Consider the following 23,045-nt stretch of genomic DNA (forward strand, 5'->3'; position numbering starts at 1 on the left):
AAACTCTGCGCTCAATTAAATGTAAAATGAAATGATAGAGATTGAAAAAAATGAAGTTTTGTGCAAATAAAACACCCTCAACAATAGTCAAGGGTGTTCAAAAAATTTAAGTACTAATTAAGAAGTCTTTTTACTTCCCATCCCCATCGCCATTGCTATAAGTGCCCCGGTTATTGCCCACATAACAGTAGAGGCAATCACATCCACCAACATGGAGCGCTTACTCGACATGAAAGTCATGGCATACAAGCTGCTATTGAAAGAAGCCGAAATCAGAAATCCTACAATTGCTCCCGTTTTTAAGCCATCCATCCACCCGCTCACCTTACCGATATCAAAAATAAATGCCATGAGTAGTCCGGAAAGCAAATTGCTCAGAAACATTATCCCCAGCAACATCTCACTTTCATCGCGATACAGCCCTGGGATGTAAGGCGAAATACTCATCATATAATTCATTAAAAGCATCCCGTAAATCAACCATCCCAATAAAAAGAAGGCAACACCTCCGGCAAAGCCTCCGATAAGTACATTTTTTGTATTCATGTTTTTTTTAGTTAATTGGTTTATAAAACAAAGATATAATTTACTTATACTGAATGGTTTGATACTAAATATTTATTTATGAACAGCATCAAAAAAACGCTGAAATCAGCATAAAATGGGCTGTAGGTCAATTTCTGACCCAAATAGAGCTGAATTTCGCAGCAATTTGATATTTGCGGGAGGGGAGTTTAATTAGTTTGAATCAAGACTCAAAATTTTCTTGTAAAATTAAATTCATTTCCTTAAAAAAGCTCAAAATTCTATAGTTGGCAGTATTTTCAGAACAATTTTTATTTCTCGCTTTTCCGCTTTCGAAATTGAAAAGAGCTTCTGACAAGATTAATTTACCACTACATTTTGGGATTGCTTCGCGTCAAATCAAAATATCTTGAAAAATATTTTTACTCGCCTGTTGTTAGAATCAAAACAAATTGTACCTTTGCAAGCCCAAAAAAAGGGTAATTACACAAAAAAAACAGTATAAATCATAGTAAAATCAATACTTTCAAACGATGCCAACGGTACAACAATTAGTTCGAAAAGGTCGCTCAAAACTGCTAAATAAAAGTAAATCGGCTGCCTTAGACTCTTGTCCACAGCGAAGAGGCGTGTGCGTACGTGTGTACACCACTACTCCAAAAAAGCCAAATTCTGCGATGCGTAAAGTTGCGCGTGTGCGCCTTACCAACACCAAAGAAGTGAATGCTTACATTCCGGGTGAAGGACACAATTTGCAAGAGCACTCTATCGTGTTAATCCGTGGTGGAAGGGTGAAAGATTTACCGGGGGTACGTTACCACATCGTGCGTGGGGCTTTAGATACATCAGGTGTTGAAGGTCGTAACCAAAGACGTAGCAAATACGGAACAAAAAAACCAAAAGCAGGTGCAGCAGCAGCAAAGGCAGCAGCAGGAGCTAAAAAGAAATAAAGATACAACTACCGAATCTTTACGAATTTACGAAAGTAGTCGAAGGGTTCAGTAAAATAAATATAACATATTCGTAAATTAGTTAAGATTAGTAATCAGTAACAAAAATGAGAAAAACAACTCCCAAAAGAAAACCTTTACTACCGGATCCAAAGTTCAATGATATGTTGGTAACCCGTTTCGTAAACAATTTAATGTACGATGGCAAAAAAACAAAAGCCTTCGATACATTTTACGAAGCCATGGACATTATCACTAAAAAGAATGAAGAGCCAGGTTTGGACGTTTTCAAAAAAGCGTTGAACAACATTACTCCTCAAGTAGAGGTGCGCAGCCGAAGAGTAGGTGGAGCTACTTTCCAAATTCCACAAGAAATTCGTGCAGAGCGTAAAACTTCAATGGCCATTAAATGGATGATTTTGTATTCCCGCAAGAGAAACGAAAAATCGATGGGCCAAAAATTAGCAGGCGAAATTATTGCTGCTGCTAAGGAAGAGGGTGCTTCTTTTAAAAAGAAAGAGGATACTCACCGTATGGCGGATGCTAATAAAGCTTTCTCGCACTTTAGATTTTAATAAATTAAGATAGCCGAACAAATAAAATGTCAGATTTAAGATATACCAGAAACATTGGGATTGCAGCGCACATTGATGCAGGTAAAACAACTTGTACAGAGCGTATTCTTTATTATACAGGTGTTAACCACAAAATAGGTGAGGTGCATGATGGTGCAGCTACTATGGACTGGATGGTGCAAGAACAAGAAAGAGGGATAACAATTACCTCCGCTGCCACTACTTGTTTTTGGAATTATAAAAACGACCGTTACAAAATTAATATTATTGATACTCCGGGCCACGTAGACTTTACAGTTGAGGTGAACCGTTCTTTGCGTATTTTAGATGGTTTAGTGTTTTTGTTTTCGGCTGTGGATGGTGTTGAGCCGCAATCTGAAACAAACTGGCGTTTGGCAAATAACTACAACGTAACACGTATTGGTTTTGTAAATAAAATGGACCGTGCAGGTGCCGACTTCTTAAAAGTGGTTGGTCAAGTAAAAGAAGTATTGGGTGGTAACCCACTTCCTTTGCAATTACCAATCGGTGCTGAAGAGAATTTTACAGGTGTTGTTGATTTGATTAATTTTCGTGGTATTGAGTGGAATGAGCACGATAAAGGAATGACCTTTAACATTGTTCCTATTCCTGCTGATATGTTGGAAGAAGCGAAAGAGTGGAGAGGGAAATTGTTGGAAGCTATCGCTGAATTTGACGATCGTTTGATGGAGAAGTTTTTCGAAAATCCTGAAAGCATTACCGAGAAAGAAATTTTAACTGCATTGCGTCAGGCTTGTATTGCCAATAAAGTAGTGCCGATGGTATGCGGAAGCGCATTCAAAAACAAAGGTGTTCAAACCATGTTGGATTTAGTAATGGAATTGATGCCAAGTCCGCTTGACAAAAATGAAATTATTGGAACTAATCCTGAAACTGAATTAGAAGTAACTCGTAAGCCGGATGTAAAAGAACCTTTTACAGCTTTGGCATTTAAAATTGCAACCGATCCATTTGTGGGCCGTTTGTGTTTCTTCCGTGTGTATTCAGGTAAACTAGATGCTGGTTCTTATGTATTAAACTCCAGAAGTGGTAACAAAGAACGTATTTCACGTATCTTCCAAATGCATGCTAACAAGCAAAATTCAATTGATACGATTGAAGCAGGAGATATTGGAGCAGCGGTTGGATTTAAAGATATTAAAACAGGAGATACACTTTGTGATGAAAAGCATCCGATTGTATTAGAAGCAATGAACTTCCCTGAACCGGTTATCGGTATTGCTATTGAGCCAAAAACTCAAGCAGACTTAGATCGTTTAGGTGTTTCGTTGAATAAATTATCAGAAGAAGATCCTACTTTCCGTGTTAAAACGGATGAGGATTCAGGCCAAACCATTATTAGTGGAATGGGTGAGTTGCACTTGGAAATCATTGTTGACCGTTTGAGACGAGAGTTTAAAGTGGAAGTAAACCAAGGAGCGCCTCAAGTTAACTTTAAAGAAAAAATTAATGCTACTGTTGAGCACCGTGAAGTGTACAAAAAGCAAACCGGTGGTCGTGGTAAATTTGCCGATATTAAATTTACAGCCGGTCCGGTTGATGAGGATTATGATGTAGTTAAAGATGGCGGTTTACAGTTTGTCAACGAAATTGTGGGTGGTAACATTCCTCGTGAATATATTCCTTCAGTTGAAAAGGGTTTCAAAGCAGCAATGAGCACAGGTGTTCTTGCAGGTTTCCAAATGGATTCTTTAAAGATTGTTTTGAAAGATGGTTCTTATCACGCTGTCGATTCAGATTCACTTTCATTTGAGATATGTGCACGTACTGCCTTCCGTGAGGCCTTACCAAAATGTAAGCCTGTATTGTTAGAGCCTATCATGAAAGTGGAAGTGCTAACACCAGAGCAAAACATGGGGGATGTAGTAGGGGATTTAAATAAACGTAGAGGTCAGATTGAAGGAATGGATTCAAGAGCAGGTTCACAAGTAATTAAGGCAACTGTGCCTTTGAGTGAGATGTTTGGATACGTAACTACCTTAAGAACGATTACTTCAGGAAGAGCATCATCCACTATGGAATTCTCTCACTTTGCTGAAACTCCAAGAGGAATTGCAGATGAAGTAATTGCAAAAGTAAAAGGTAAGAAAGCAGAAAAAGTTTAATAACGTTCTTTTAAATATATACAGACATGAGTCAAAAAATCAGAATTAAATTGAAATCTTACGATTACAACTTAGTGGATAAATCTGCTGAGAAAATCTTAAAGACAGTAAAAGCTACAGGTGCTGTGGTAAATGGTCCAATTCCATTGCCTACCAATAAAAAGATTTATACTGTATTGCGCTCACCACACGTGAACAAGAAAGCAAGAGAGCAGTTTCAATTGTGTTCTTACAAACGTTTGTTAGACATTTACAGCTCTACCTCAAAAACAGTAGATGCTTTAATGAAGTTGGAGCTACCAAGTGGTGTAGAAGTAGAGATTAAAGTTTAGTTAGCTGGTTAAACCAGAATTTAAAGAGAAGTAATATAAATAATCAATAAATAAAATGTCAGGAATAATCGGAAAAAAAGTCGGTATGACCAGTATTTTTGGTGCCAATGGTAAAAATTTACCATGCACAGTTATCGAAGCTGGTCCTTGCGTAGTAACGCAAGTGAGAACTTTGGAGAAGGATGGATATGAAGCCGTTCAATTGGCTTATGACGAAAAGAAAGAAAAGAATACCTCCAATGCGCTTAAAGGTCATTTTGCAAAAGCAGGAACAACTCCTAAACGCAAATTGGCTGAGTTTAAAGGTTTTGAAGAACCTAAAGCTTTAGGTGATAAAGTAGGAGCAGAGTTTTTTGCAGAGGGTGATTTCGTAGATGTTGTTGGAACTTCAAAAGGTAAAGGTTTTCAAGGGGTTGTAAAACGTCATGGATTTGCCGGAGTAGGTGGTCAAACACACGGTCAGCACAATCGTTTAAGAGCACCGGGATCAATGGGTGCTTCTTCTTGGCCTTCACGTGTATTTCCAGGAATGCGCATGGCAGGTCGTATGGGTGGTGATCGCAAAAAAGTTCAAAACTTACAAGTGTTGAAAGTAATTGCTGAAAAAAACCTGATTATAGTTAAAGGTTCCGTTCCCGGAGCTAAAGGGTCTTACTTATTATTGGAGAAATAACAATGGAACTGAAAGTAATAAATACAAAAGGGGCTGAAACAGCTAAAAAAGTTGTTTTAAACGATGCCATATATGCTGTCGAGCCTAATGATCATGCAATATATTTGGATGTGAAGCAGTTTATGGCAAATAACCGCCAAGGAACGCACAAATCTAAGCAACGTAACGAAATTGCTGGTAGCAGCAAAAAGTTGAAGCGTCAAAAGGGTACCGGTGGTGCACGTGCTGGAAACAAGAAATCTCCTACCCGTGTGGGTGGTGGACGTGCTTTTGGTCCTGAACCGCGTGACTACAGTTTCAAATTAAATAAGAAACTTAAAAAGGTTGCTCGTGTTTCTGCCTTGACTTACAAAGCAAAAAATAACAATATTACGGTATTAGAAGATTTTTCTTTTGATACAATTAAGACAAAGAATTACAATGAGTTAATGACTAATTTGAAGGTTGCCGACAAAAAAACGCTGTTGGTGCTTGCTGAGTCAAATAAAAATGTATATTTGTCGTCCCGAAATTTGAGCAAAGCTAAGGTCGTAATTGCTTCAGAATTAAACACTTACGACATATTAAATGCTTCAAATCTCATCTTAGTTGAGAGCTCAGTGAAGGAAATTGAAAACCTATTAAGCAAATAAGGCGATGGAAGTTATTGTAAAACCAATCATAACAGAAAAAATGACTGCTATGGGCGAAAAGATGAACCGTTATGGTTTTATTGTCGCTAAAGCAGCCAATAAGATTGAGATTAAGAATGCCGTTGAAAAGATGTATGGCGTAAGCGTTGCAAACGTTAACACCATCAACTATATCGGCAAAATCAAATCAAGAAATACCAAAGCAGGAGTAGTATCCGGTTTGGCAGGGAATAACAAAAAAGCAATCGTTTCTTTGAAAGCCGGAGAAACTATTGATTTCTATAGCAACATTTAAGAATAGAACTTCGGTTCGATTGAAAAAAGAAACGCAATGGCACTTAAAAAATTAAGACCTCTTACTCCTTCACAACGTTTTAAAGTAGCGTTGACTTTTGATGATGTTACAACAGCATCACCGGAAAGAAGTTTGATGGCACCTTTGAAAAAATCAGGCGGTCGTAACAATACCGGAAAAATGACTATGCGCTATGTAGGTGGTGGTCACAAACAACGTTACCGTATTATCGATTTTAAAAGAGATAAAGACGGTGTTGTAGGAACTGTTGCAACTATTGAATATGATCCAAATCGTACAGCACGTATTGCCTTGGTGAATTATTCAGATGGTGAAAAAAGATATATCGTTGCTCCAAACGGATTAAAAGTGGGACAAAAAATTGTTTCCGGTCCGGGTGCAGCTCCAGAAGTTGGAAATACCTTATTGTTAAGTGAAGTTCCACTTGGTACCTTTATTCATAATATTGAATTGTATCCTGGTCAAGGAGGAATTATTTCTCGCAGTGCCGGTTCTTATGCACAATTGAGTGCACGTGAAGGTAAGTATGCTGTGATTAAAATGCCTTCAAGCGAAACACGTATGATTTTGGTAACTTGTAAAGCTACTATCGGAATCGTTTCTAACTCTGACCACGGTTTGGAGATTAGCGGTAAAGCCGGTCGCAGTCGTTGGCAAGGTCGTCGCCCACGTGTTCGTGGTGTGGTAATGAACCCTGTTGATCACCCAATGGGTGGTGGTGAAGGTAGAGCTACCGGAGGACATCCTCGTTCACGTAATGGTATTCCTGCAAAAGGATTCAAAACACGTGAGTTGAAGAAAAAATCAAACCGTTACATCATCGAAAGAAGAAAGAAATAATATAAAAGTTGAAAGTAGCGAGTTTAAGGTCTAAAGCATATTGGAATCCTGAAACTTTAAACCTGAAACAATAAACAAAAAAAGAAAATGAGCCGTTCATTAAAAAAAGGTCCTTTTATAGATTACAAGTTAGAGAAGAAAATTCTAGCTGTTCGTGATTCCGGTAAGAAATCTGTAGTTAAAACTTGGTCACGCAGATCAATGATTTCTCCTGATTTTGTAGGTCAAACTATCGCTGTACATAATGGAAATAAATTTATTCCTGTTTATGTAACAGAGAATATGGTGGGCCATAAATTTGGTGAGTTTGCGCCAACACGTATCTTCAGAGGTCACGCGGGAAATAAAAAGTCATAATAACACAATTAAAAAACAACCCGAACAATGGGAGTAAGAAAACATAACGTAGCGGAGAAAAGAAAAGAGGAAAACAAGACAACTTATTTTGCAAAGTTGCAAAGTTGCCCTACTTCTCCACGTAAAATGAGATTAATTGCCGATATGGTAAGAGGTGTGCGTGTAGATAAAGCGTTACATTTATTAAAATATAACCCGAAGGAAGCTTCCGGAAGAGTGTATAAATTGTTGTTATCAGCAATCGCAAACTGGCAAGCAAAAAATGAAGGTGCGCGTATAGAAGACTCAAATTTGGTGGTTAAATCCATTTTTGTGGACAGCGGACTTCAAATGAAACGTTTGAGAACAGCGCCACAAGGAAGAGGACACAGAATCAGAAAGCGTTCTAACCATGTTACCTTAACTATCGATACGAAAGTGGAGGCACCTAAGAAAGAAATGAAAGCGAAAGTGGAAGCTACTGAAACAGCAGCAGCACCGGTAAGCAAAGCTAAAAAAACTACTACAAAAAAATCTACAAAGGAATAATGGGACAAAAAGCAAATCCAATTGGCAACAGAATAGGAATCATCAGAGGATGGGATTCTAACTGGTATGGTGGAAAAGACTATTCTGAAAAATTAGTGGAGGATTATAAAATCCGTAACTACCTAAAAGCCCGTTTGGCAAAAGGAAGTATCTCTAAAATCGTGATCGAAAGAACATTGAAATTAGTTACCGTTACAATTAACACTGCGCGTCCCGGAATTATCATTGGAAAAGGTGGTCAGGAAGTAGATAAATTAAAAGAGGAATTAAAAAAGATTACCAAAAAGGATATTCAAATAAACATATTTGAGATTAAACGTCCTGAATTGGATGCTCAATTAGTAAGTGATGGAATTGCTCGTCAAATTGAAGGACGTATTTCTTTCCGTAGAGCAATTAAAACATCTATTGCATCTACCATGAGAATGGGTGCAGAAGGAATTAAGGTTTCGGTTGCCGGTCGTTTAGCTGGTGCTGAGATGGCAAGAACAGAGCATTATAAAGAAGGAAGAACTCCATTACATACTTTCCGTGCGGATATTGATTATTCACACTCAGAAGCGCATACTACTTATGGAAGATTAGGTATTAAAGTTTGGATTTGTAAAGGAGAAGTATATGGTAAACGTGATTTATCTCCAAACATTGGCCAATCTGCTTCAGGTGGAAATGCCGGTGGAGGAAATGACCGCAAACCAATGGGTGCTGGAGACAGAAAACCGGGATCAAAATTTAAAGGTGCTCCACGCAGAAAGAAATAATTTTTTTAGACGAATTAAATAATAAGATAGATTTTTTAAGATGTTACAGCCAAAAAGAACGAAGTTCAGAAAGATGCATAAAATGAAAATGAAGGGCGATGCTAAGCGTGGCAGTCAGATTTCATTTGGTTCATTTGCAATTAAAGCAAACGAAGGTGCATGGGTTACAGCACGTCAGATTGAAGCAGCCCGTGTGGCGGTTACTCGTTTTATGAAACGTGAAGGTCAAATTTGGATTCGTGTGTTTCCTGATAAGCCTATTACCAAAAAGCCTGCAGAGGTGCGTATGGGTAAAGGAAAGGGAGCTCCTGAATATTGGGTAGCAGTAGTGAAACCGGGAAGGATCATTTTTGAAGCAGATGGTGTTCCAATGGCAGTTGCAAAAGAAGCTTTGCGTTTAGCAGCTCAAAAACTACCGATAACTACAAAGTTTATCGTTCGCAGAGATTACAAAGAAGAAACAGTAGCATAAAGCACAAGATATAAAATGAAACAAGCAGTAATAAAAGAGCTTTCAGGAAAAGAGCTACAGGAAAAATTAATTGTAGAAAGAGGAAACTTGGTGAAATTAAAATTAAACCACGCCGTTTCACCGATTGAAAATCCTTTGAAAATTAACCATGCACGTAAAACTGTTGCGCGCATCAAAACAGAAATACGTAAACGTACTCTTGCAGGTACATTATAATAAGAAGAATGGAAACAAGAAACTTAAGAAAAGAAAGAATCGGTTTAGTTACCAGCAATAAGATGGATAAATCTATTGTGGTATCTGTAGAACGTAAAGTGAAACACGAAAAATATGGAAAGTTCATTAAAATGACTTCAAAATTTGTGGCTCATGACGAAACCAATACCTGCAACATTGGAGATACAGTAAAAATTATGGAAACTCGCCCGTTAAGCAAAAGCAAAAACTGGCGTTTGGTTGAAGTAGTAGAACGCGTTAAATAAGGAATTATAGCATTAATGAAGGGTTGAATTGAAGAGTTAATCGACAAATCAATACTTCAACAACTCAACAAATAGAAGAGATGATACAACAAGAATCGAGATTAACCGTAGCAGATAACAGTGGGGCAAAGGAAGTACTTTGTATCCGAGTGTTAGGCGGTACCAGAAAGAGATATGCAAGCATCGGCGATAAAATCGTTGTTTCTGTAAAGCATGCTTTGCCTTCAGGTGGTATTAAGAAAGGAGCTGTTTCAAAAGCAGTTGTAGTTCGTACCAGAAAAGAAGTACGCAGAGCAGATGGTTCATACATTCGTTTTGACGACAATGCAGTAGTGCTTTTAAATGCTACTGATGAGATCCGCGGAACACGTATTTTTGGACCTGTTGCAAGAGAATTAAGAGAGAAGCAATTTATGAAAATTGTTTCCTTAGCACCGGAAGTTATATAATTTTTAAATCATACAAATGCAAACCAAGTTACACATTAAAAAGGGCGACACTGTAAAAGTGATGGCCGGCGACTCAAAAGGTCAGTCGGGCAAAGTGTTGGAAGTGGATACGGCAAAAATGCGTGCTTTAGTAGAAGGAGTGAATATGGCTTCTAAACATACTAAACCAAATGCAGCTAGTCCAAACGGTGGAATCGTTAAAAAAGAATTATCCATTCATATTTCTAATCTAATGCTGAGCATTGGTGGAAAAACCACTAAAGTGGGCCGTAAGGTGGAAGATGGTAAAGTAGTTCGTTACGCTAAAAAAACAGGGGAGGTAATTAAATAATGGCAACAACAGCACCCAGATTAAAAGAAAAATATAAAAGCGCAGTAGTTCCTGCTTTGAAGAAGCAGTTTGAATACAAAAGCGTAATGCAAGTTCCTCGTTTAAAAAAGATTTGTTTGAACCAAGGAGTTGGTATCGCAACATCTGACAAGAAACTTATTGATACAGCAGTTGCTGAAATGACCACCATTACAGGTCAGAAAGCAATCTCTACAAAATCGAAAAAAGATATTTCGAATTTTAAATTGAGAAAAGCAATGCCAATTGGTGTAAAAGTAACTTTACGCGGCGATAAAATGTATGAATTCCTTGATCGTTTAGTTTCTGTGGCATTGCCACGTATTCGTGACTTCCGTGGAATTAACGAAAAAGGTTTTGATGGAAGAGGAAACTACACCTTAGGTGTAACGGAACAAATCATTTTCCCTGAAATCTCTATTGATAAAGTGAATAAGATTATGGGTATGGATATTACGTTTGTAACATCTGCACCAAGCGATGAAGAAGCATTTGCATTGCTAAAAGAATTTGGTTTACCATTTAAAAATCAGAAATAAAAAAGGTACATGGCTAAAGAATCAATGAAAGCAAGAGAAGTCAAAAGACAGAAACTTGTTGACAAATACGCAGAAAGAAGAGCAGCTTTGAAAGCAGCAGGTGATTCCATAGGATTGCAAAAGCTTCCTAAAAATTCATCACCGGGTCGCTTACACAACCGTTGCAAGTTAACCGGAAGACCAAGAGGATATATCCGCCAATTTGGAATCTCCCGTAACACTTTCCGCGAAATGGCTTTGAACGGTAAAATCCCGGGAGTAACAAAGGCTAGCTGGTAATTAAAAAGCAGTACCGAAAAGTAAATAAAATAAGGGTTCTTAGAACCAAAACATAATGTATAATTGTTCCGGTGTGGAGCAAAATATAAATAACTACAATAATGACTGATCCAATCTCAGATTACCTTACTCGATTAAGGAACGCTATTAGTGCAAACCACAGAGTGGTTGAAATCCCAGCATCTAATATCAAAAAAGAAATTACCAAAATTCTTTTTGAAAAGGGTTATATCTTAAACTATAAGTTTGAAGATGATTCCGTACAAGGAAACATTAAAATCGCCCTCAAGTATCATCCTGTTTCTAAAACTTCTGCTATTAAAAAATTAGACAGAATTAGTAAACCAGGTCTACGTAAATATACCGGAATAGATGGTATTCCACGTGTGTTGAATGGCTTGGGCATCGCTATTATTTCTACTTCCAGAGGCTTAATGACCGATAAAGAAGCTAAGAAAGAAAGAGTAGGTGGTGAGGTATTATGTTATGTTTATTAATCTTAGGTAGTACGCTATCTAACTAAAAAGTATAAAGAAATGTCAAGAATAGGAAAATTACCCATTACAGTCCCTGCAGGGGTTGAAGTGAGTGTATCTGACAAGAATGTTGTAAAAGTAAAAGGAAAGTTAGGTGAACTTTCTCGTTCAATTGATACTGCTATTTCGGTAAAAGTAGATGGCGGTAAAATAGTATTGGACAGAGCCACCGAGCAAAAACGTCACAAAGCTTTGCATGGCTTGAGTCGTGCATTGATAGCTAACATGGTGAAAGGGGTGAGCGAAGGCTACAAAGCTGAGCAAGAATTAGTGGGTGTTGGTTATAGAGCAGCGAATACCGGTCAGATGTTGGAATTGACTTTAGGTTATTCACACAACGTTTCGTTTGAATTGCCAAAAGAAATTAAGATTACTACACTTACAGAAAGAAGTAAGAATCCAATTATTACTTTAACTTCTCACGACAATGAATTGTTAGGTTTGGTTACTTCAAAAATTCGTAAACTGAGAAAACCTGAGCCGTACAAAGGGAAAGGTATTAAATTCGTGGGTGAGCAATTGCGCAGAAAAGCCGGAAAATCCGCAGGTAAATAAGTATAGAATAATAGGAATAGCGGCAAAATCCGCATTCATTAAAATAAAAACAAAATGGCAGTATCAAAATCAAGCAGAAGAGAAAAGATTAAAAAGCGTGTCCGCAAAGTGGTTAGCGGAACTACTGAGAGTCCTAGACTATCTGTATTTCGCAGCAACAAGCAGATTTATGCTCAAATTGTAGACGACTCAACAGGAAAAACCTTGGTGTCGGCCTCTTCGAAAGTAGCTGCAATTGCAGATCAGAAAGTGAACAAAGTAGAACAGGCGAAATTGGTTGGAAAAGCCATCGCTGAAAAAGCTACCGGAGCAGGAATTAAAACGATTCGCTTCGATCGTAACGGATATTTGTATCACGGCCGAGTTAAATCTTTAGCGGATGGTGCAAGAGAAGGCGGATTGCAATTTTAATCAAGTATTCAACATTTAAAACGAATAGAACGTGTCAAACGAAAACAAAAAAAATGTAAGATCAGGCGATGTCGAATTAAAAGACAAGCTGGTAAGTGTACAACGTGTTACTAAGGTTACCAAAGGAGGAAGAACTTTCAGCTTCTCAGCTATCGTGGTTGTAGGAAATGAAAAAGGAGTTGTTGGTTATGGCTTGGGTAAAGCTAAAGAGGTAACAGATGCTATCACAAAAGGTATCGAAGATGCAAAGAAAAACCTGATCAAAGTTCCGGTAGCGAAGGGTACAGTGCCACATGAGCAGTACGGAAAATACAGTGGTTCTTATGTATTCTTAAAACCGGCTGCACATGGAACAGGTGTTATTGCCGGTGGTGCGATGCGTGCAGTATTAGAGAGTGTTGGAGTAACCGATGTATTGGCAAAATCAAAAGGTTCTTCTAACCCACACAACGTGGTAAAAGCAACTATTGATGCCTTGGTTAATATGCGCGATGCTGCAACCGTTGCTGAACAAAGAGGAATTGCAATTGACAGAGTATTTAACGGATAATTTAAATTGAAGAATTGTTGAATTAAGGAATTGGAGATTGGATTAATGATCACTCAATAACTCAACAAATCAATAACTCAACAACTAAATAAAATGGCAACAATAAAAGTAAAACAAGTAAAAAGTGGTATCGACCGCCCATTGCGTCAAAAAAGAACGTTGATTGCATTAGGTCTTACACGCATGCACAAAGTGGTGGAAACGGAAGCAACTCCTCAAATTTTGGGAATGATTGCCAAAGTGCAACACTTGGTAGAAGTAGTAAAATAAAACATAACGCATACAAAATATTTCAGCAATGGATTTGAGTAATTTGAAACCGGCAGACGGTTCGACAAAAAACAGAAAAAGAATAGGTAGAGGACAAGGCTCGGGAAGAGGCGGAACATCTACACGTGGTCATAAAGGAGCTAAGTCTCGTTCAGGATACTCTCGTAAAGTGGGTTTTGAAGGTGGGCAAATGCCATTGCAAAGACGTATTCCAAAATTTGGTTTCAAAAACATTAACCGTAAGGAATACCGTGGAATTAATTTGGATATTCTTCAAGGTTTGGTTGATAATAAATCCATAACTGTAATTGATTTGGATGTTTTGGTAGCAAATGGATTGGCATCAAAAAATGACTTAGTTAAAATATTGGGTCGTGGAGAATTAAAATCTAAAGTAGAAGTAAAAGTGCATGCTTTTTCTGCAACAGCAAAAGCAGCAATTGAATCAAAAGGTGGCGTTGTTACAACACTCTAATACTGTATATGAAAAACTTTATTAATACACTTAAAAACATTTATAAGATTGAGGATCTGCGTACTCGTATTTTGAATACGCTTGGATTTTTGCTTATTTATCGTTTAGGTTCTTATGTAGTGCTTCCGGGTGTGGATTCGGTTGCATTGCAGGAAGTCAAAGGAGCTCCGGAAGGATTAGCCGGCTTAATTAACATTTTTGCAGGAGGGGCCTTTTCAAGAGCTTCTATCTTTGCATTGGGAATTATGCCTTATATTTCTTCCAGTATCGTAATGCAATTGTTGGGAATGGCTATTCCTTATTTCCAACGCATGCAAAAAGAAGGAGAAAGCGGTCGTAAAAAAATTAGTCAGTATACTAGAGCCTTAACCGTATTGGTTACTGCATTGCAAGCACCAGGTTATATTGCTTCACAAATTCCGAAAGAAGCGATTACTAACCCAGGTAGTTTCTTCTGGATTTCTTCTGTATTTATTTTAATTGCCGGTACCATGTTCATTATGTGGTTAGGTGAGAAGATTACCGATAAAGGAATTGGAAACGGTATTTCATTAATCATTATGATTGGAATTATTGCCAATCTTCCGGTTGCATTTATTCAAGAATTTGTTGCACGTTTAAATGCTACAGGTGGTGGATTAGTTGTATTGTTGATTGAGTTAGTGATTTTGTTCTTGATTATTGTTGTATCGATTTTATTGGTTCAAGGAACTCGAAAAATTCCGGTTCAATTTGCTAAGAAAATTGTAGGGAATAAGCAATACGGTGGAGTGCGTCAGTACATCCCATTAAAAGTAAATGCTGCAGGTGTAATGCCAATCATTTTTGCTCAGGCAATTATGTTCATTCCATTAACAGTGGCTGGATTTACGCAATCTGAGGCTGTTTCGGGATTTGTTTCGGTATTTAGCGATTACACCGGTTTCTGGCACAATTTCACCTTTGCCATTATGATTATCTTATTTACTTATTTCTACACTGCAATCACTATTAATCCTAACCAAATGGCGGACGATATGAAACGTAACGGTGGATTTATACCTGGAGTTAAACCGGGTAAGAAAACAGCTGAATTTATAGATACGATTATGTCGCGTATAACCTTACCGGGTTCAATCTTTTTAGCATTTGTAGCGATATTGCCTGCATTTGCTACCAAGGCGGGAATTAATGCCCAATTCGCACATTTTTATGGTGGAACATCCTTGTTGATATTAGTGGGTGTGGTGCTAGATACATTACAGCAAATTGAAAGTCATTTATTGATGCGTCATTACGATGGTTTGATGAAATCCGGAAGAATAAAAGGTCGTTCGGCTTCACCTGTTGCAATGGCACAGAATTAAGATTTTATAATAAAGCAGCAATGATTTATTATAAAACAGAAGAAGAAATAGCGTTAATTAAAGAAAGTTCTTTACTTGTTGGAAAAACCTTAGCAGAATTAGCTAAAGTTATTAAACCCGGGGTTACCACCTTGCAATTGGATAAGATCGCACATGATTTTATCCTCGACAATGGTGGAGTGCCGGCCTTCTTAAATTATGAAGGCTTTCCGAATACACTTTGTGTATCGGTAAATGCTCAGGTGGTGCATGGAATTCCAGGCAACATCGAATTAAAAGAAGGAGATTTGGTTTCGGTGGATTGTGGTGTGGTGATGAATGAATTTTATGGTGATTCAGCTTACTCGTTTGCGGTGGGTGAAGTAAGTCCTGAAGTACAGAAATTGATGCAGGTAACCAAAGAAAGTTTGTATAAAGGAATCGAAAAGGCTGTTGCCGGAATGCGCATAGGAGATATTTCTGCAGCGGTTCAAGAGCATGCTGAACGAAACGGATTTAGTGTAGTGAGAGAGTTGGTTGGCCACGGTTTGGGTCGCGATTTACACGAAGCACCGGAAGTGCCTAACTTTGGAAGCAAAGGTAAAGGAGTGAAGATGCAAGAAGGATTAGTAATTGCGATTGAGCCGATGATTAACATGGGAAGGCGCAATGTGGTAACAGAAAGAGACGGGTGGACAATCAGAGCAGCAGATAACAAACCTTCAGCACATTACGAACATACCCTTGTAGTGCGAAAAGGAGAGGCACAAATTTTATCGTCTTTCGATTTTATAGATGAGGTTTTAGCAACAAAGTCAAAACAAGTAGTAACAAATTAAATAGAGAAGAAAAAAAATAAATGTCCAAACAGTCATCGATAGAACAAGACGGAACAATTATAGAAGCGCTAAGTAATGCCATGTTTCGTGTTGAGTTGGAAAACGGACATATTATAACAGCTCATATTTCGGGAAAAATGAGGATGCACTACATCAAAATTTTGACCGGAGATAAAGTAAAGGTTGAAATGTCTCCTTACGATTTAACAAAAGGAAGGATCACATTTAGATACAAATAGAGGTATCAAATAAAAGTAAAAAGGAATAGTAAGAACAAAGTTTAAATAAACGCAAAATGAAAGTAAGAACTTCGATTAAAAAGAGAAGCGAAGATTGCAAGATAGTAAGACGTAAAGGTCGCTTGTATGTAATCAACAAAAAGAATCCTAAGTTTAAGCAACGTCAGGGATAAAAACAAAATTAGAGAAATGGAGAATTGAAGATTTGATGCATAAGAAAATCTATAATTCAAAAAATCTTTAAATCAATAATTCAACAAATAAAAAATAAATGGCAAGAATTGCAGGTATTGATTTACCAAAAAACAAAAGAGGCGAAATTGGCTTAACCTATATCTATGGGATTGGCAGAAGTTTGTCGCAACAAATTTTATCAAAAGCCGGTGTGGACTGGAATGTAAAAGTTCAAGACTGGAATGATGAGCAATTAAATAACATTCGTACTGCTGTAGGTGATGTGAAAGTAGAAGGTGCATTGCGTTCTGAAGTTCAATTGAACATAAAGCGTTTGATGGATATTGGTTGTTACCGTGGCGTGCGTCATCGTACAGGTTTACCATTGCGTGGTCAACGAACTAAAAACAACTCTAGAACGCGTAAGGGTAAAAAGAAAACAGTTGCTAACAAAAAGAAGGTAACTAAATAATAATTAGTTAAATGCGTAAGACCTAACGTTATTCTAATCGATAGGCAGAGCGCATGAAACAATAAACACAAGTAAAAAAATGGCTACAAAACAACCAACAGCCGCATCGGCTAAAACAACTAAGAAAAGAGTTGTGCGTGTTGACTCTATCGGTGAGGCACACATCAATGCGACTTTTAACAATATTATCATAGCATTAACCAATACAAACGGGGAAGTTATTTCCTGGGCTTCTGCTGGAAAAATGGGCTTTAAAGGTTCTAAAAAGAACACTCCTTATGCTGCGCAATTAGCAGCGGCCGATTGTGCTAAAGTAGCTCATGAAGCAGGTTTACGTAAAGTAAAAGTGTTTGTAAAAGGACCGGGAGCTGGTCGCGAAAGCGCTATCCGTACTTTACATACATCCGGTATTGAAGTGATGGAGATTATGGATATTACTCCAATTCCACACAACGGATGTCGTCCGGCTAAAAGAAGAAGAGTTTAATTAGGTTACGAATAACGAATTAGTACGAATTTACAAATCAAGTAGGTGTAAATTCATTCAGAAACAACAATAAAAATCAACACAAAAAATGGCAAGATACATAGGACCAAAATCCAGAATTGCTCGTAAGTTTAAAGAACCAATTTTCGGACCTGATAAGGCTTTAGAAAAAAAGAACTATCCTCCGGGAATGCATGGTTTAACCAAGAAGAGAGCTAAGCAATCAGAATACGCTGTGCAGCTTCAGGAAAAGCAAAAAGCAAAATATACCTACGGGATTTTGGAGAAGCAATTCGCTAATATTTTCGACCGTGCAGCTCGTGCGCATGGGGTAACGGGTGAGGTATTAATTCAATTGATTGAAGCACGTTTGGATAACGTAGTTTTTCGTTTAGGAATTGCTCCTACTCGCAGTGCTGCGCGCCAATTGGTTTCTCACCGTCACATTACAGTAAACGGACATGTTGTAAATATCCCTTCCTTTACTTTGAAAGCGGGTGATGTTATTGCCATTCGTGAAAAATCAAGATCATTGGAGGTAATTACTCACTCCATCAGCACACATCCAAAGGAATACCCTTGGTTGGAGTGGAACAAAGATACCATGACCGGTCGCTTTGTAATGGTTCCTGAAAGAAGCCAAGTTCCTGAAAACATCAAGGAACAGCTAATTGTGGAGCTTTACTCAAGATAGTCTTAAACTGTCTGCTGAGTTAACGGAGTAATTTTTTAATAATAATTTAAACTAAATATATACATGTCAATTTTAGCTTTTCAAAAACCAGACAAAGTAGTTATGGTAAGTTCAACTGACCGTGAAGGGCAGTTTGAGTTCCGTCCTTTGGAACCGGGTTATGGTATTACAGTTGGAAATGCGCTGCGCAGAATTCTTCTTTCTTCTTTAGAAGGATTTGCAATTACTTCAATCAAAATCGAAGGTGTTGACCATGAATTCTCTACACTTAAGGGTGTGGTAGAAGATGTGACAGAAATTATTTTGAACTTAAAACAAGTACGTTTTAAGAAACAAATTGAAATGACCGATCACGAAAGATTAACAGTTACTGTGAGCGGAAAAAATACATTCACTGCCGGAGATATCGGAAAATTTACCTCCGGTTTCCAAGTATTGAATCCTGATTTGGTTATCTGTAACATGGAGACTTCTGTTAAAATTAAAATGGAATTAACCATCGACAAAGGCCGCGGATATGTTTCTGCTGAAGAAAATAAGCCGGCTAATGCAGTTGCAGGTGTTATTGCAATTGATGCGATTTACACGCCAATTAAAAACGTAAAAATCAGTATCGAGAATTTCCGTGTGGAGCAAAAAACAGATTACGAAAAGTTAATCATGGATGTGGTAACTGACGGATCTATTCACCCGAAAGAAGCTTTGAAAGAAGCTGCAAAAATTTTGATTCACCATTTTATGTTATTCAGCGATGAGAAAATCACTTTGGATAGCGAAGATAAAGTGGCTGGTGAAGAGTTTGACGAATCATCCTTACACATGCGTCAGTTGTTGAAAACAAAATTGTTTGATATGGATCTTTCAGTTCGTGCATTAAACTGCTTAAAAGCAGCTGATGTTGAAACTTTAGCTGAATTGGTTTCTTTCAATAAAAATGACCTTTTGAAGTTCCGCAACTTTGGTAAAAAATCACTTTCAGAATTAGAAGATTTAGTACATTCAAAAAACTTAACCTTCGGAATGAATTTGGCAAAATATAAATTGGATAAAGACTAAAATAGTACAAAGTATAAAGTACAAAGATAGGAGACCAAGCGCTCAAGAATTAAATCTTTGTACTTAGTACTTGATACTTAATACTAATAAAAATGAGACACGGAAAAAAATTCAATCACTTAGGTAGAACAGCTTCGCATCGTAAAGCAATGTTGGCGAATATGGCTTGTTCATTGATTTTACATAAAAAGATAAATACTACAGTTGCAAAGGCAAAGGAATTGCGCAAATATGTGGAGCCTTTGATTACAAAATCGAAAGATGACAGTACTCACTCTCGTAGAACTGTATTTGCTTATTTGAAACAAAAAGAAGCAGTTACCGCTTTGTTTAGAGATGTGGCTGTGAAAGTGGCAACACGTCCGGGAGGCTATACACGCATCCTTAAAACCGGAAACCGTTTGGGTGATAATGCAGAAATGTGTTTTATTGAGTTAGTAGATTACAACGAATTTTTGTTGGGCGAAACTAAAACAGCTGCTGCTGCTAAACCAAAAGCAACCCGTCGTTCACGTGGTGCAAAAGCAAGTGGTGTGAAAGCTGATGCAGATGCAACAGTGGTGGAAGAAACTGCTTCAGAAGCTACAGAAACTAAGAAACCTAAAGCTGCTGCTAAAGCTAAGGCTCCTGCGAAAGAAAAAGCAGAGAAAGCTGAAAAAGCACCTGCTAAGCCAAAAGCTAAAAAGAAAGAAGATAAAGAGTAATTTTACTTCAAAGGATAAGAAAAGGGATGAGCAATTTGCTTGTCCCTTTTTTTTGTGACCTATTCAAAACTTAACATAGTTATTTTGGGCAACTATTATATTATTTTTGTATGATTAACCAATAATTTTTGGATGTATAATTATGAAACAAGCTTACATAAGATTCGTTAAAAATTTGCCAGATGAATTGTTGGATTCTCACTATACATTTAATAAAGAAAATCTAAAGAAGGTAGTTAATTTTGGCCCTATAAACAAATTAAACATATTTATCGGAGCTAATAACTCGGGCAAAAGTAGAATGTTAAGAGCGTTAGCTAAAATGTCTAATTTTTCGCTTGTCTTTGATGAGAATTTCGAAAAGAAATTTGAAATAATTGCTTCAAAGTTATCGGCTGCAAGCAAAAAGTTACAATATCAAAAAAATGTTCCCTCAATTATGCTAAATTCAGATAGAAAGATTAGCACTGAAAGGCATCTTGGCAAGGAATATATTAATACAAGCCATAAATTTTTACATGAAAATAATTTTAAAGAACAAATACAATTTAATTCTTCCTTTTTTGAATCACTGGCCGAAACGATTAATAAACTTCTTAGCGACAATCAGCTCGCTAAATTAGTTGATACTTTGGTTCTAAACTACCACATTTTAAAACTAACATGCCATATTTTAAAATCTCCCCATGAAAGGTTCGTAAGAGAATTTAGAAACTATGGTGCTTATCAGATGCCTGACAATTTAGGGTTAGATGAAAAGGAAGATTTGTTAGTAATATGTGGTGACTTAATAGAGCAATTTAGGATTTGTGCTGATTTTCAAGAAGAGAAACTTGAAAGAGTTAAATCTTTATATTTTCCAGTACTTCGATCGGCGAATTCTCTTTTCAATGATACATTAAGCGTAAGGTCTGATGCAAAGTACAAAATTCGTGAAAATGTTTTCTTAAATACAACTGTAGAAAACTATAAGTTCTTAAATAAAGAGAGAAATGGAGTTCTTTCACAAATAGAGACAGGACTTGATTTGTATGATAAAATTAAAAATGCGAGAAACAACTATCGAAGGATAAGGGAAGGCTTTGACGCCTTTGAAAGATTTCTTAGAGATAATTTTTTCCCGAACAGTAATCTTGATATTGTTGCGTTTGATGCGAATGGTAAAGATTCTGATGAACATATATCGATTTTCATTGATGGGAAAGACCATTCACTTCATGATTTGGGAGATGGAATCCAATCTTTAATAGTTTTATTGTATCCGATATTTACAGCAGAGAAGGACTCTTGGATATTTATTGAAGAACCTGAAATCAATTTGCACCCAGGTATGCAAAGAATTTTATTAAATCAACTTTTAAAGAATGAATATTTAATTAAATTGAACTTGACTCTATTCATAACAACACACTCTAATCATTTAATTGATTTAACAATTGAGCAAAGTGAAACTTCAATTTTTGTTTTTGAGAAAATTGAAGCAGGAAAGGAGAAATATGCTCATTTAATAAGAAATATGAAAGGTGGAGATATCGAAATATTGGATACAATTGGGGCTAAAAATTCGTCTGTGTTTATGGCAAACTGCAGTATCTGGGTTGAAGGAATAACGGATAGAATATACATTAACTCATTTTTAAAAGCATATATAAGACACAAGGAAATTAATGAAAAGGGGAAAAATAAATTTGCACTAAAGGAAGATTTGGACTACTGTTTTTTTGAATATGCTGGTTCTAATATTGAACATTATTTATTTAATTATAAAGACGCAAAGGAGAATTTAAAGTCAGGTGAGGAAGAAAAGATTAATACTCAATTTTTAAGCAATAGAATTTTTTTGATTGCTGACTTAGATCGAGACAAATCAAAGAAGCACGATGATTTGCTGAGAAGGGTAAATTCCAATTTTAAATATAGAGTTTTGGCATTTCAAGAAATTGAAAATCTGATATCTCCAAAACAGTTGGAAATATTAATTCCGCAACTTCACAACAAATTCATAAATGTGAAAATTCCTAAATTCATTCATAGTGAATATAAGAGAAAGTATTTGGGAGATTTTCTAGAACAAAAATTACAAAAAAAGTTTCCAAAATCAATAAAGGCGGCTAGTGGCACATTGAGAACTTATTATAAGAAGAAATTGGCTCAATTGGTAAGTGATGGTATTGAATGGGATACAATGTCAAGCGAAGCAAAAAGATTAACAGAAGAAATTTATGCATTTATTTCCGAGAACCGAAATAAATAGGTCTTAAGGTAACTTTTTTCTCGTTATAAAATATAATTTGATGCTTTCTTGATTCTTGAAAAAGTACTATTTCTAATTAACGAGTATTTATCGAATTGAAAAATCGAAACTTAGAGATGCTCTGATAATCTTTTCATTTTAGTAGAAATTACAACTATTGTCAAATATTTTTAGTTGGTTATGAAAGAAATCCAATAAAAATTGAAAAATAATTGTAGCCTTGGGATATTAATGAAGGGTAATGTTCAATCTCTATTGGAATGCTAAATTTAATGAAAGGTTTTTCTTCCAAAATTTGAATAAGCTCAATTTGTGTAAGGTCTGAAATTCGTTTGTAGTTGTATGTTTCATAGTTATACATCCAAGGATTATTGGCAATACAAATGTAGAAGTTAGATTCATGAATTCTATTTTTATTATTGATTAGTGCAGCTCTGTATTTATCCAAAATTGGCCCTTGCAAATGCAAGGTAAAGCTGAAAAAGTTTCCCCACCAAAAAAAGGTGCGAAAAGAGAAAATGGAAGGCGTGGCGAAATGAGCCGGGTAATCTAGCACCAAGTAGGGCAGTCCTAAATAATTTTCACCCTTTGATATTTTTGGGGAAGCGAAGGGAATGTCTTTTAATGCATGCGTTTGCTGGTCCAATACCACCGGTGCAAGCACTTGCTGGAAGTTTTGAAAAAGATAATTGATTTGCTGTAAAGCCGCTGTCTTTTGATGTATAAACTCGGTGTTTTTTAGTAAAGAAAGCTGAGAAGGGCTGAGTTGACCGCTATTTTGCATGTATTCTTTTTAAC

At 36.8% G+C, this 23,045-nt stretch carries 36 protein-coding genes; 34 read left to right on the top strand and 2 right to left on the bottom strand.

Annotation, left to right across the window (positions count from 1 at the left end; all coding sequences use genetic code 11):
* Nucleotides 1-117: 117 nt before the first annotated feature.
* Nucleotides 118-546, bottom strand: coding sequence for a hypothetical protein (locus IPP32_07225; protein ID MBL0047869.1), 429 nt, complete (start codon nt 544-546; stop codon nt 118-120).
* A gap of 512 nt (nt 547-1,058) precedes the next feature.
* Here IPP32_07225 and IPP32_07230 point away from each other — a divergent pair.
* The 34 genes from IPP32_07230 to IPP32_07395 all read left to right on the top strand — a co-directional run bounded on the left by IPP32_07230 (nt 1,059) and on the right by IPP32_07395 (nt 22,247).
* On the top strand, nt 1,059-1,475 hold the full coding sequence (locus tag IPP32_07230; protein MBL0047870.1) for a 30S ribosomal protein S12: 417 nt from the start codon (nt 1,059-1,061) through the stop codon (nt 1,473-1,475).
* 107 nt (nt 1,476-1,582) lie between these two features.
* Entirely contained in the window at nt 1,583-2,050 is a 468-nt protein-coding gene (rpsG, locus tag IPP32_07235) for a 30S ribosomal protein S7 (GenBank protein ID MBL0047871.1), read from the top strand.
* Between the two features lie 26 nt (nt 2,051-2,076).
* On the top strand, nt 2,077-4,197 hold the full coding sequence (fusA, locus tag IPP32_07240; GenBank protein MBL0047872.1) for an elongation factor G: 2,121 nt from the start codon (nt 2,077-2,079) through the stop codon (nt 4,195-4,197).
* Between the two features lie 26 nt (nt 4,198-4,223).
* The gene (gene rpsJ, locus IPP32_07245; GenBank protein MBL0047873.1) at nt 4,224-4,529 is read left to right on the top strand and encodes a 30S ribosomal protein S10; all 306 of its coding nucleotides are present in this window, start codon (nt 4,224-4,226) and stop codon (nt 4,527-4,529) included.
* A gap of 55 nt (nt 4,530-4,584) precedes the next feature.
* Nucleotides 4,585-5,202, top strand: coding sequence for a 50S ribosomal protein L3 (gene rplC / locus IPP32_07250; protein MBL0047874.1), 618 nt, complete (start codon nt 4,585-4,587; stop codon nt 5,200-5,202).
* Nucleotides 5,203-5,204: 2 nt separating this feature from the next.
* Nucleotides 5,205-5,834 (top strand): 50S ribosomal protein L4, encoded by a 630-nt coding sequence (gene rplD, locus IPP32_07255; protein MBL0047875.1) that lies wholly within the window; start codon nt 5,205-5,207, stop codon nt 5,832-5,834.
* 4 nt (nt 5,835-5,838) lie between these two features.
* Nucleotides 5,839-6,129, top strand: a complete 291-nt coding sequence (gene rplW / locus IPP32_07260) for a 50S ribosomal protein L23 (protein MBL0047876.1) — start codon at nt 5,839-5,841, stop codon at nt 6,127-6,129.
* Nucleotides 6,130-6,165: 36 nt separating this feature from the next.
* Nucleotides 6,166-6,990 (top strand): 50S ribosomal protein L2, encoded by an 825-nt coding sequence (gene rplB / locus IPP32_07265; protein ID MBL0047877.1) that lies wholly within the window; start codon nt 6,166-6,168, stop codon nt 6,988-6,990.
* An 87-nt stretch (nt 6,991-7,077) separates the two neighbouring features.
* Nucleotides 7,078-7,347, top strand: coding sequence for a 30S ribosomal protein S19 (gene rpsS / locus IPP32_07270; protein ID MBL0047878.1), 270 nt, complete (start codon nt 7,078-7,080; stop codon nt 7,345-7,347).
* A 27-nt stretch (nt 7,348-7,374) separates the two neighbouring features.
* The gene (gene rplV / locus IPP32_07275) at nt 7,375-7,875 is read left to right on the top strand and encodes a 50S ribosomal protein L22 (GenBank protein ID MBL0047879.1); all 501 of its coding nucleotides are present in this window, start codon (nt 7,375-7,377) and stop codon (nt 7,873-7,875) included.
* On the top strand, nt 7,875-8,636 hold the full coding sequence (gene rpsC / locus IPP32_07280; GenBank protein ID MBL0047880.1) for a 30S ribosomal protein S3: 762 nt from the start codon (nt 7,875-7,877) through the stop codon (nt 8,634-8,636). Before rplV ends, rpsC begins: the two co-directional genes overlap by 1 nt.
* A gap of 40 nt (nt 8,637-8,676) precedes the next feature.
* Nucleotides 8,677-9,108 (top strand): 50S ribosomal protein L16, encoded by a 432-nt coding sequence (rplP, locus tag IPP32_07285; protein MBL0047881.1) that lies wholly within the window; start codon nt 8,677-8,679, stop codon nt 9,106-9,108.
* A 15-nt stretch (nt 9,109-9,123) separates the two neighbouring features.
* Nucleotides 9,124-9,324 carry a 50S ribosomal protein L29 gene (gene rpmC, locus IPP32_07290; protein MBL0047882.1) on the top strand — a complete coding sequence of 67 codons (201 nt, stop codon included), beginning with the start codon at nt 9,124-9,126 and terminating at the stop codon, nt 9,322-9,324.
* 8 nt (nt 9,325-9,332) lie between these two features.
* The gene (gene rpsQ / locus IPP32_07295) at nt 9,333-9,590 is read left to right on the top strand and encodes a 30S ribosomal protein S17 (protein MBL0047883.1); all 258 of its coding nucleotides are present in this window, start codon (nt 9,333-9,335) and stop codon (nt 9,588-9,590) included.
* Nucleotides 9,591-9,670: 80 nt separating this feature from the next.
* Entirely contained in the window at nt 9,671-10,039 is a 369-nt protein-coding gene (gene rplN / locus IPP32_07300; protein ID MBL0047884.1) for a 50S ribosomal protein L14, read from the top strand.
* Nucleotides 10,040-10,055: 16 nt separating this feature from the next.
* Nucleotides 10,056-10,370 carry a 50S ribosomal protein L24 gene (gene rplX / locus IPP32_07305; protein MBL0047885.1) on the top strand — a complete coding sequence of 105 codons (315 nt, stop codon included), beginning with the start codon at nt 10,056-10,058 and terminating at the stop codon, nt 10,368-10,370.
* Complete coding sequence (gene rplE, locus IPP32_07310) at nt 10,370-10,927, top strand: 50S ribosomal protein L5 (protein MBL0047886.1); 558 nt, start codon at nt 10,370-10,372, stop codon at nt 10,925-10,927. The genes rplX and rplE overlap by 1 nt, the downstream gene beginning before the upstream one ends.
* A gap of 9 nt (nt 10,928-10,936) precedes the next feature.
* Entirely contained in the window at nt 10,937-11,206 is a 270-nt protein-coding gene (rpsN, locus tag IPP32_07315; protein ID MBL0047887.1) for a 30S ribosomal protein S14, read from the top strand.
* Nucleotides 11,207-11,307: 101 nt separating this feature from the next.
* Complete coding sequence (gene rpsH, locus IPP32_07320) at nt 11,308-11,703, top strand: 30S ribosomal protein S8 (GenBank protein ID MBL0047888.1); 396 nt, start codon at nt 11,308-11,310, stop codon at nt 11,701-11,703.
* A 39-nt stretch (nt 11,704-11,742) separates the two neighbouring features.
* Nucleotides 11,743-12,297 carry a 50S ribosomal protein L6 gene (gene rplF / locus IPP32_07325; GenBank protein ID MBL0047889.1) on the top strand — a complete coding sequence of 185 codons (555 nt, stop codon included), beginning with the start codon at nt 11,743-11,745 and terminating at the stop codon, nt 12,295-12,297.
* A 54-nt stretch (nt 12,298-12,351) separates the two neighbouring features.
* Nucleotides 12,352-12,708: a 50S ribosomal protein L18 gene (locus tag IPP32_07330; GenBank protein MBL0047890.1), complete on the top strand. Its 357-nt coding sequence runs from the start codon at nt 12,352-12,354 to the stop codon at nt 12,706-12,708.
* A 31-nt stretch (nt 12,709-12,739) separates the two neighbouring features.
* Nucleotides 12,740-13,258, top strand: a complete 519-nt coding sequence (rpsE, locus tag IPP32_07335; protein ID MBL0047891.1) for a 30S ribosomal protein S5 — start codon at nt 12,740-12,742, stop codon at nt 13,256-13,258.
* Between the two features lie 93 nt (nt 13,259-13,351).
* Complete coding sequence (gene rpmD, locus IPP32_07340; GenBank protein MBL0047892.1) at nt 13,352-13,528, top strand: 50S ribosomal protein L30; 177 nt, start codon at nt 13,352-13,354, stop codon at nt 13,526-13,528.
* 28 nt (nt 13,529-13,556) lie between these two features.
* Nucleotides 13,557-14,003, top strand: a complete 447-nt coding sequence (rplO, locus tag IPP32_07345) for a 50S ribosomal protein L15 (protein MBL0047893.1) — start codon at nt 13,557-13,559, stop codon at nt 14,001-14,003.
* An 8-nt stretch (nt 14,004-14,011) separates the two neighbouring features.
* Complete coding sequence (gene secY / locus IPP32_07350; GenBank protein ID MBL0047894.1) at nt 14,012-15,349, top strand: preprotein translocase subunit SecY; 1,338 nt, start codon at nt 14,012-14,014, stop codon at nt 15,347-15,349.
* Nucleotides 15,350-15,369: 20 nt separating this feature from the next.
* Nucleotides 15,370-16,167 carry a type I methionyl aminopeptidase gene (map, locus tag IPP32_07355; GenBank protein MBL0047895.1) on the top strand — a complete coding sequence of 266 codons (798 nt, stop codon included), beginning with the start codon at nt 15,370-15,372 and terminating at the stop codon, nt 16,165-16,167.
* Between the two features lie 20 nt (nt 16,168-16,187).
* Nucleotides 16,188-16,406, top strand: a complete 219-nt coding sequence (infA, locus tag IPP32_07360) for a translation initiation factor IF-1 (GenBank protein ID MBL0047896.1) — start codon at nt 16,188-16,190, stop codon at nt 16,404-16,406.
* Between the two features lie 56 nt (nt 16,407-16,462).
* Entirely contained in the window at nt 16,463-16,579 is a 117-nt protein-coding gene (gene rpmJ, locus IPP32_07365) for a 50S ribosomal protein L36 (protein MBL0047897.1), read from the top strand.
* Between the two features lie 98 nt (nt 16,580-16,677).
* Complete coding sequence (gene rpsM, locus IPP32_07370) at nt 16,678-17,052, top strand: 30S ribosomal protein S13 (protein MBL0047898.1); 375 nt, start codon at nt 16,678-16,680, stop codon at nt 17,050-17,052.
* 79 nt (nt 17,053-17,131) lie between these two features.
* Nucleotides 17,132-17,539 (top strand): 30S ribosomal protein S11, encoded by a 408-nt coding sequence (rpsK, locus tag IPP32_07375; GenBank protein MBL0047899.1) that lies wholly within the window; start codon nt 17,132-17,134, stop codon nt 17,537-17,539.
* An 88-nt stretch (nt 17,540-17,627) separates the two neighbouring features.
* Nucleotides 17,628-18,233, top strand: a complete 606-nt coding sequence (rpsD, locus tag IPP32_07380) for a 30S ribosomal protein S4 (GenBank protein MBL0047900.1) — start codon at nt 17,628-17,630, stop codon at nt 18,231-18,233.
* Between the two features lie 63 nt (nt 18,234-18,296).
* A complete protein-coding gene (locus IPP32_07385) occupies nt 18,297-19,289 on the top strand; it encodes a DNA-directed RNA polymerase subunit alpha (GenBank protein ID MBL0047901.1) in 993 nt (330 codons plus the stop codon).
* 92 nt (nt 19,290-19,381) lie between these two features.
* Nucleotides 19,382-19,993 (top strand): 50S ribosomal protein L17, encoded by a 612-nt coding sequence (gene rplQ, locus IPP32_07390; GenBank protein ID MBL0047902.1) that lies wholly within the window; start codon nt 19,382-19,384, stop codon nt 19,991-19,993.
* Nucleotides 19,994-20,135: 142 nt separating this feature from the next.
* Complete coding sequence (locus tag IPP32_07395; GenBank protein ID MBL0047903.1) at nt 20,136-22,247, top strand: AAA family ATPase; 2,112 nt, start codon at nt 20,136-20,138, stop codon at nt 22,245-22,247.
* Between the two features lie 178 nt (nt 22,248-22,425).
* Here the strand turns inward: IPP32_07395 and IPP32_07400 are convergent, their stop codons facing one another.
* On the bottom strand, nt 22,426-23,031 hold the full coding sequence (locus IPP32_07400; GenBank protein ID MBL0047904.1) for a hypothetical protein: 606 nt from the start codon (nt 23,029-23,031) through the stop codon (nt 22,426-22,428).
* Between the last annotated feature and the right edge of the window lie 14 nt (nt 23,032-23,045).

Source organism: Bacteroidota bacterium (assembly GCA_016721765.1).
Taxonomy (GTDB): domain Bacteria; phylum Bacteroidota; class Bacteroidia; order UBA4408; family UBA4408; genus UBA4408.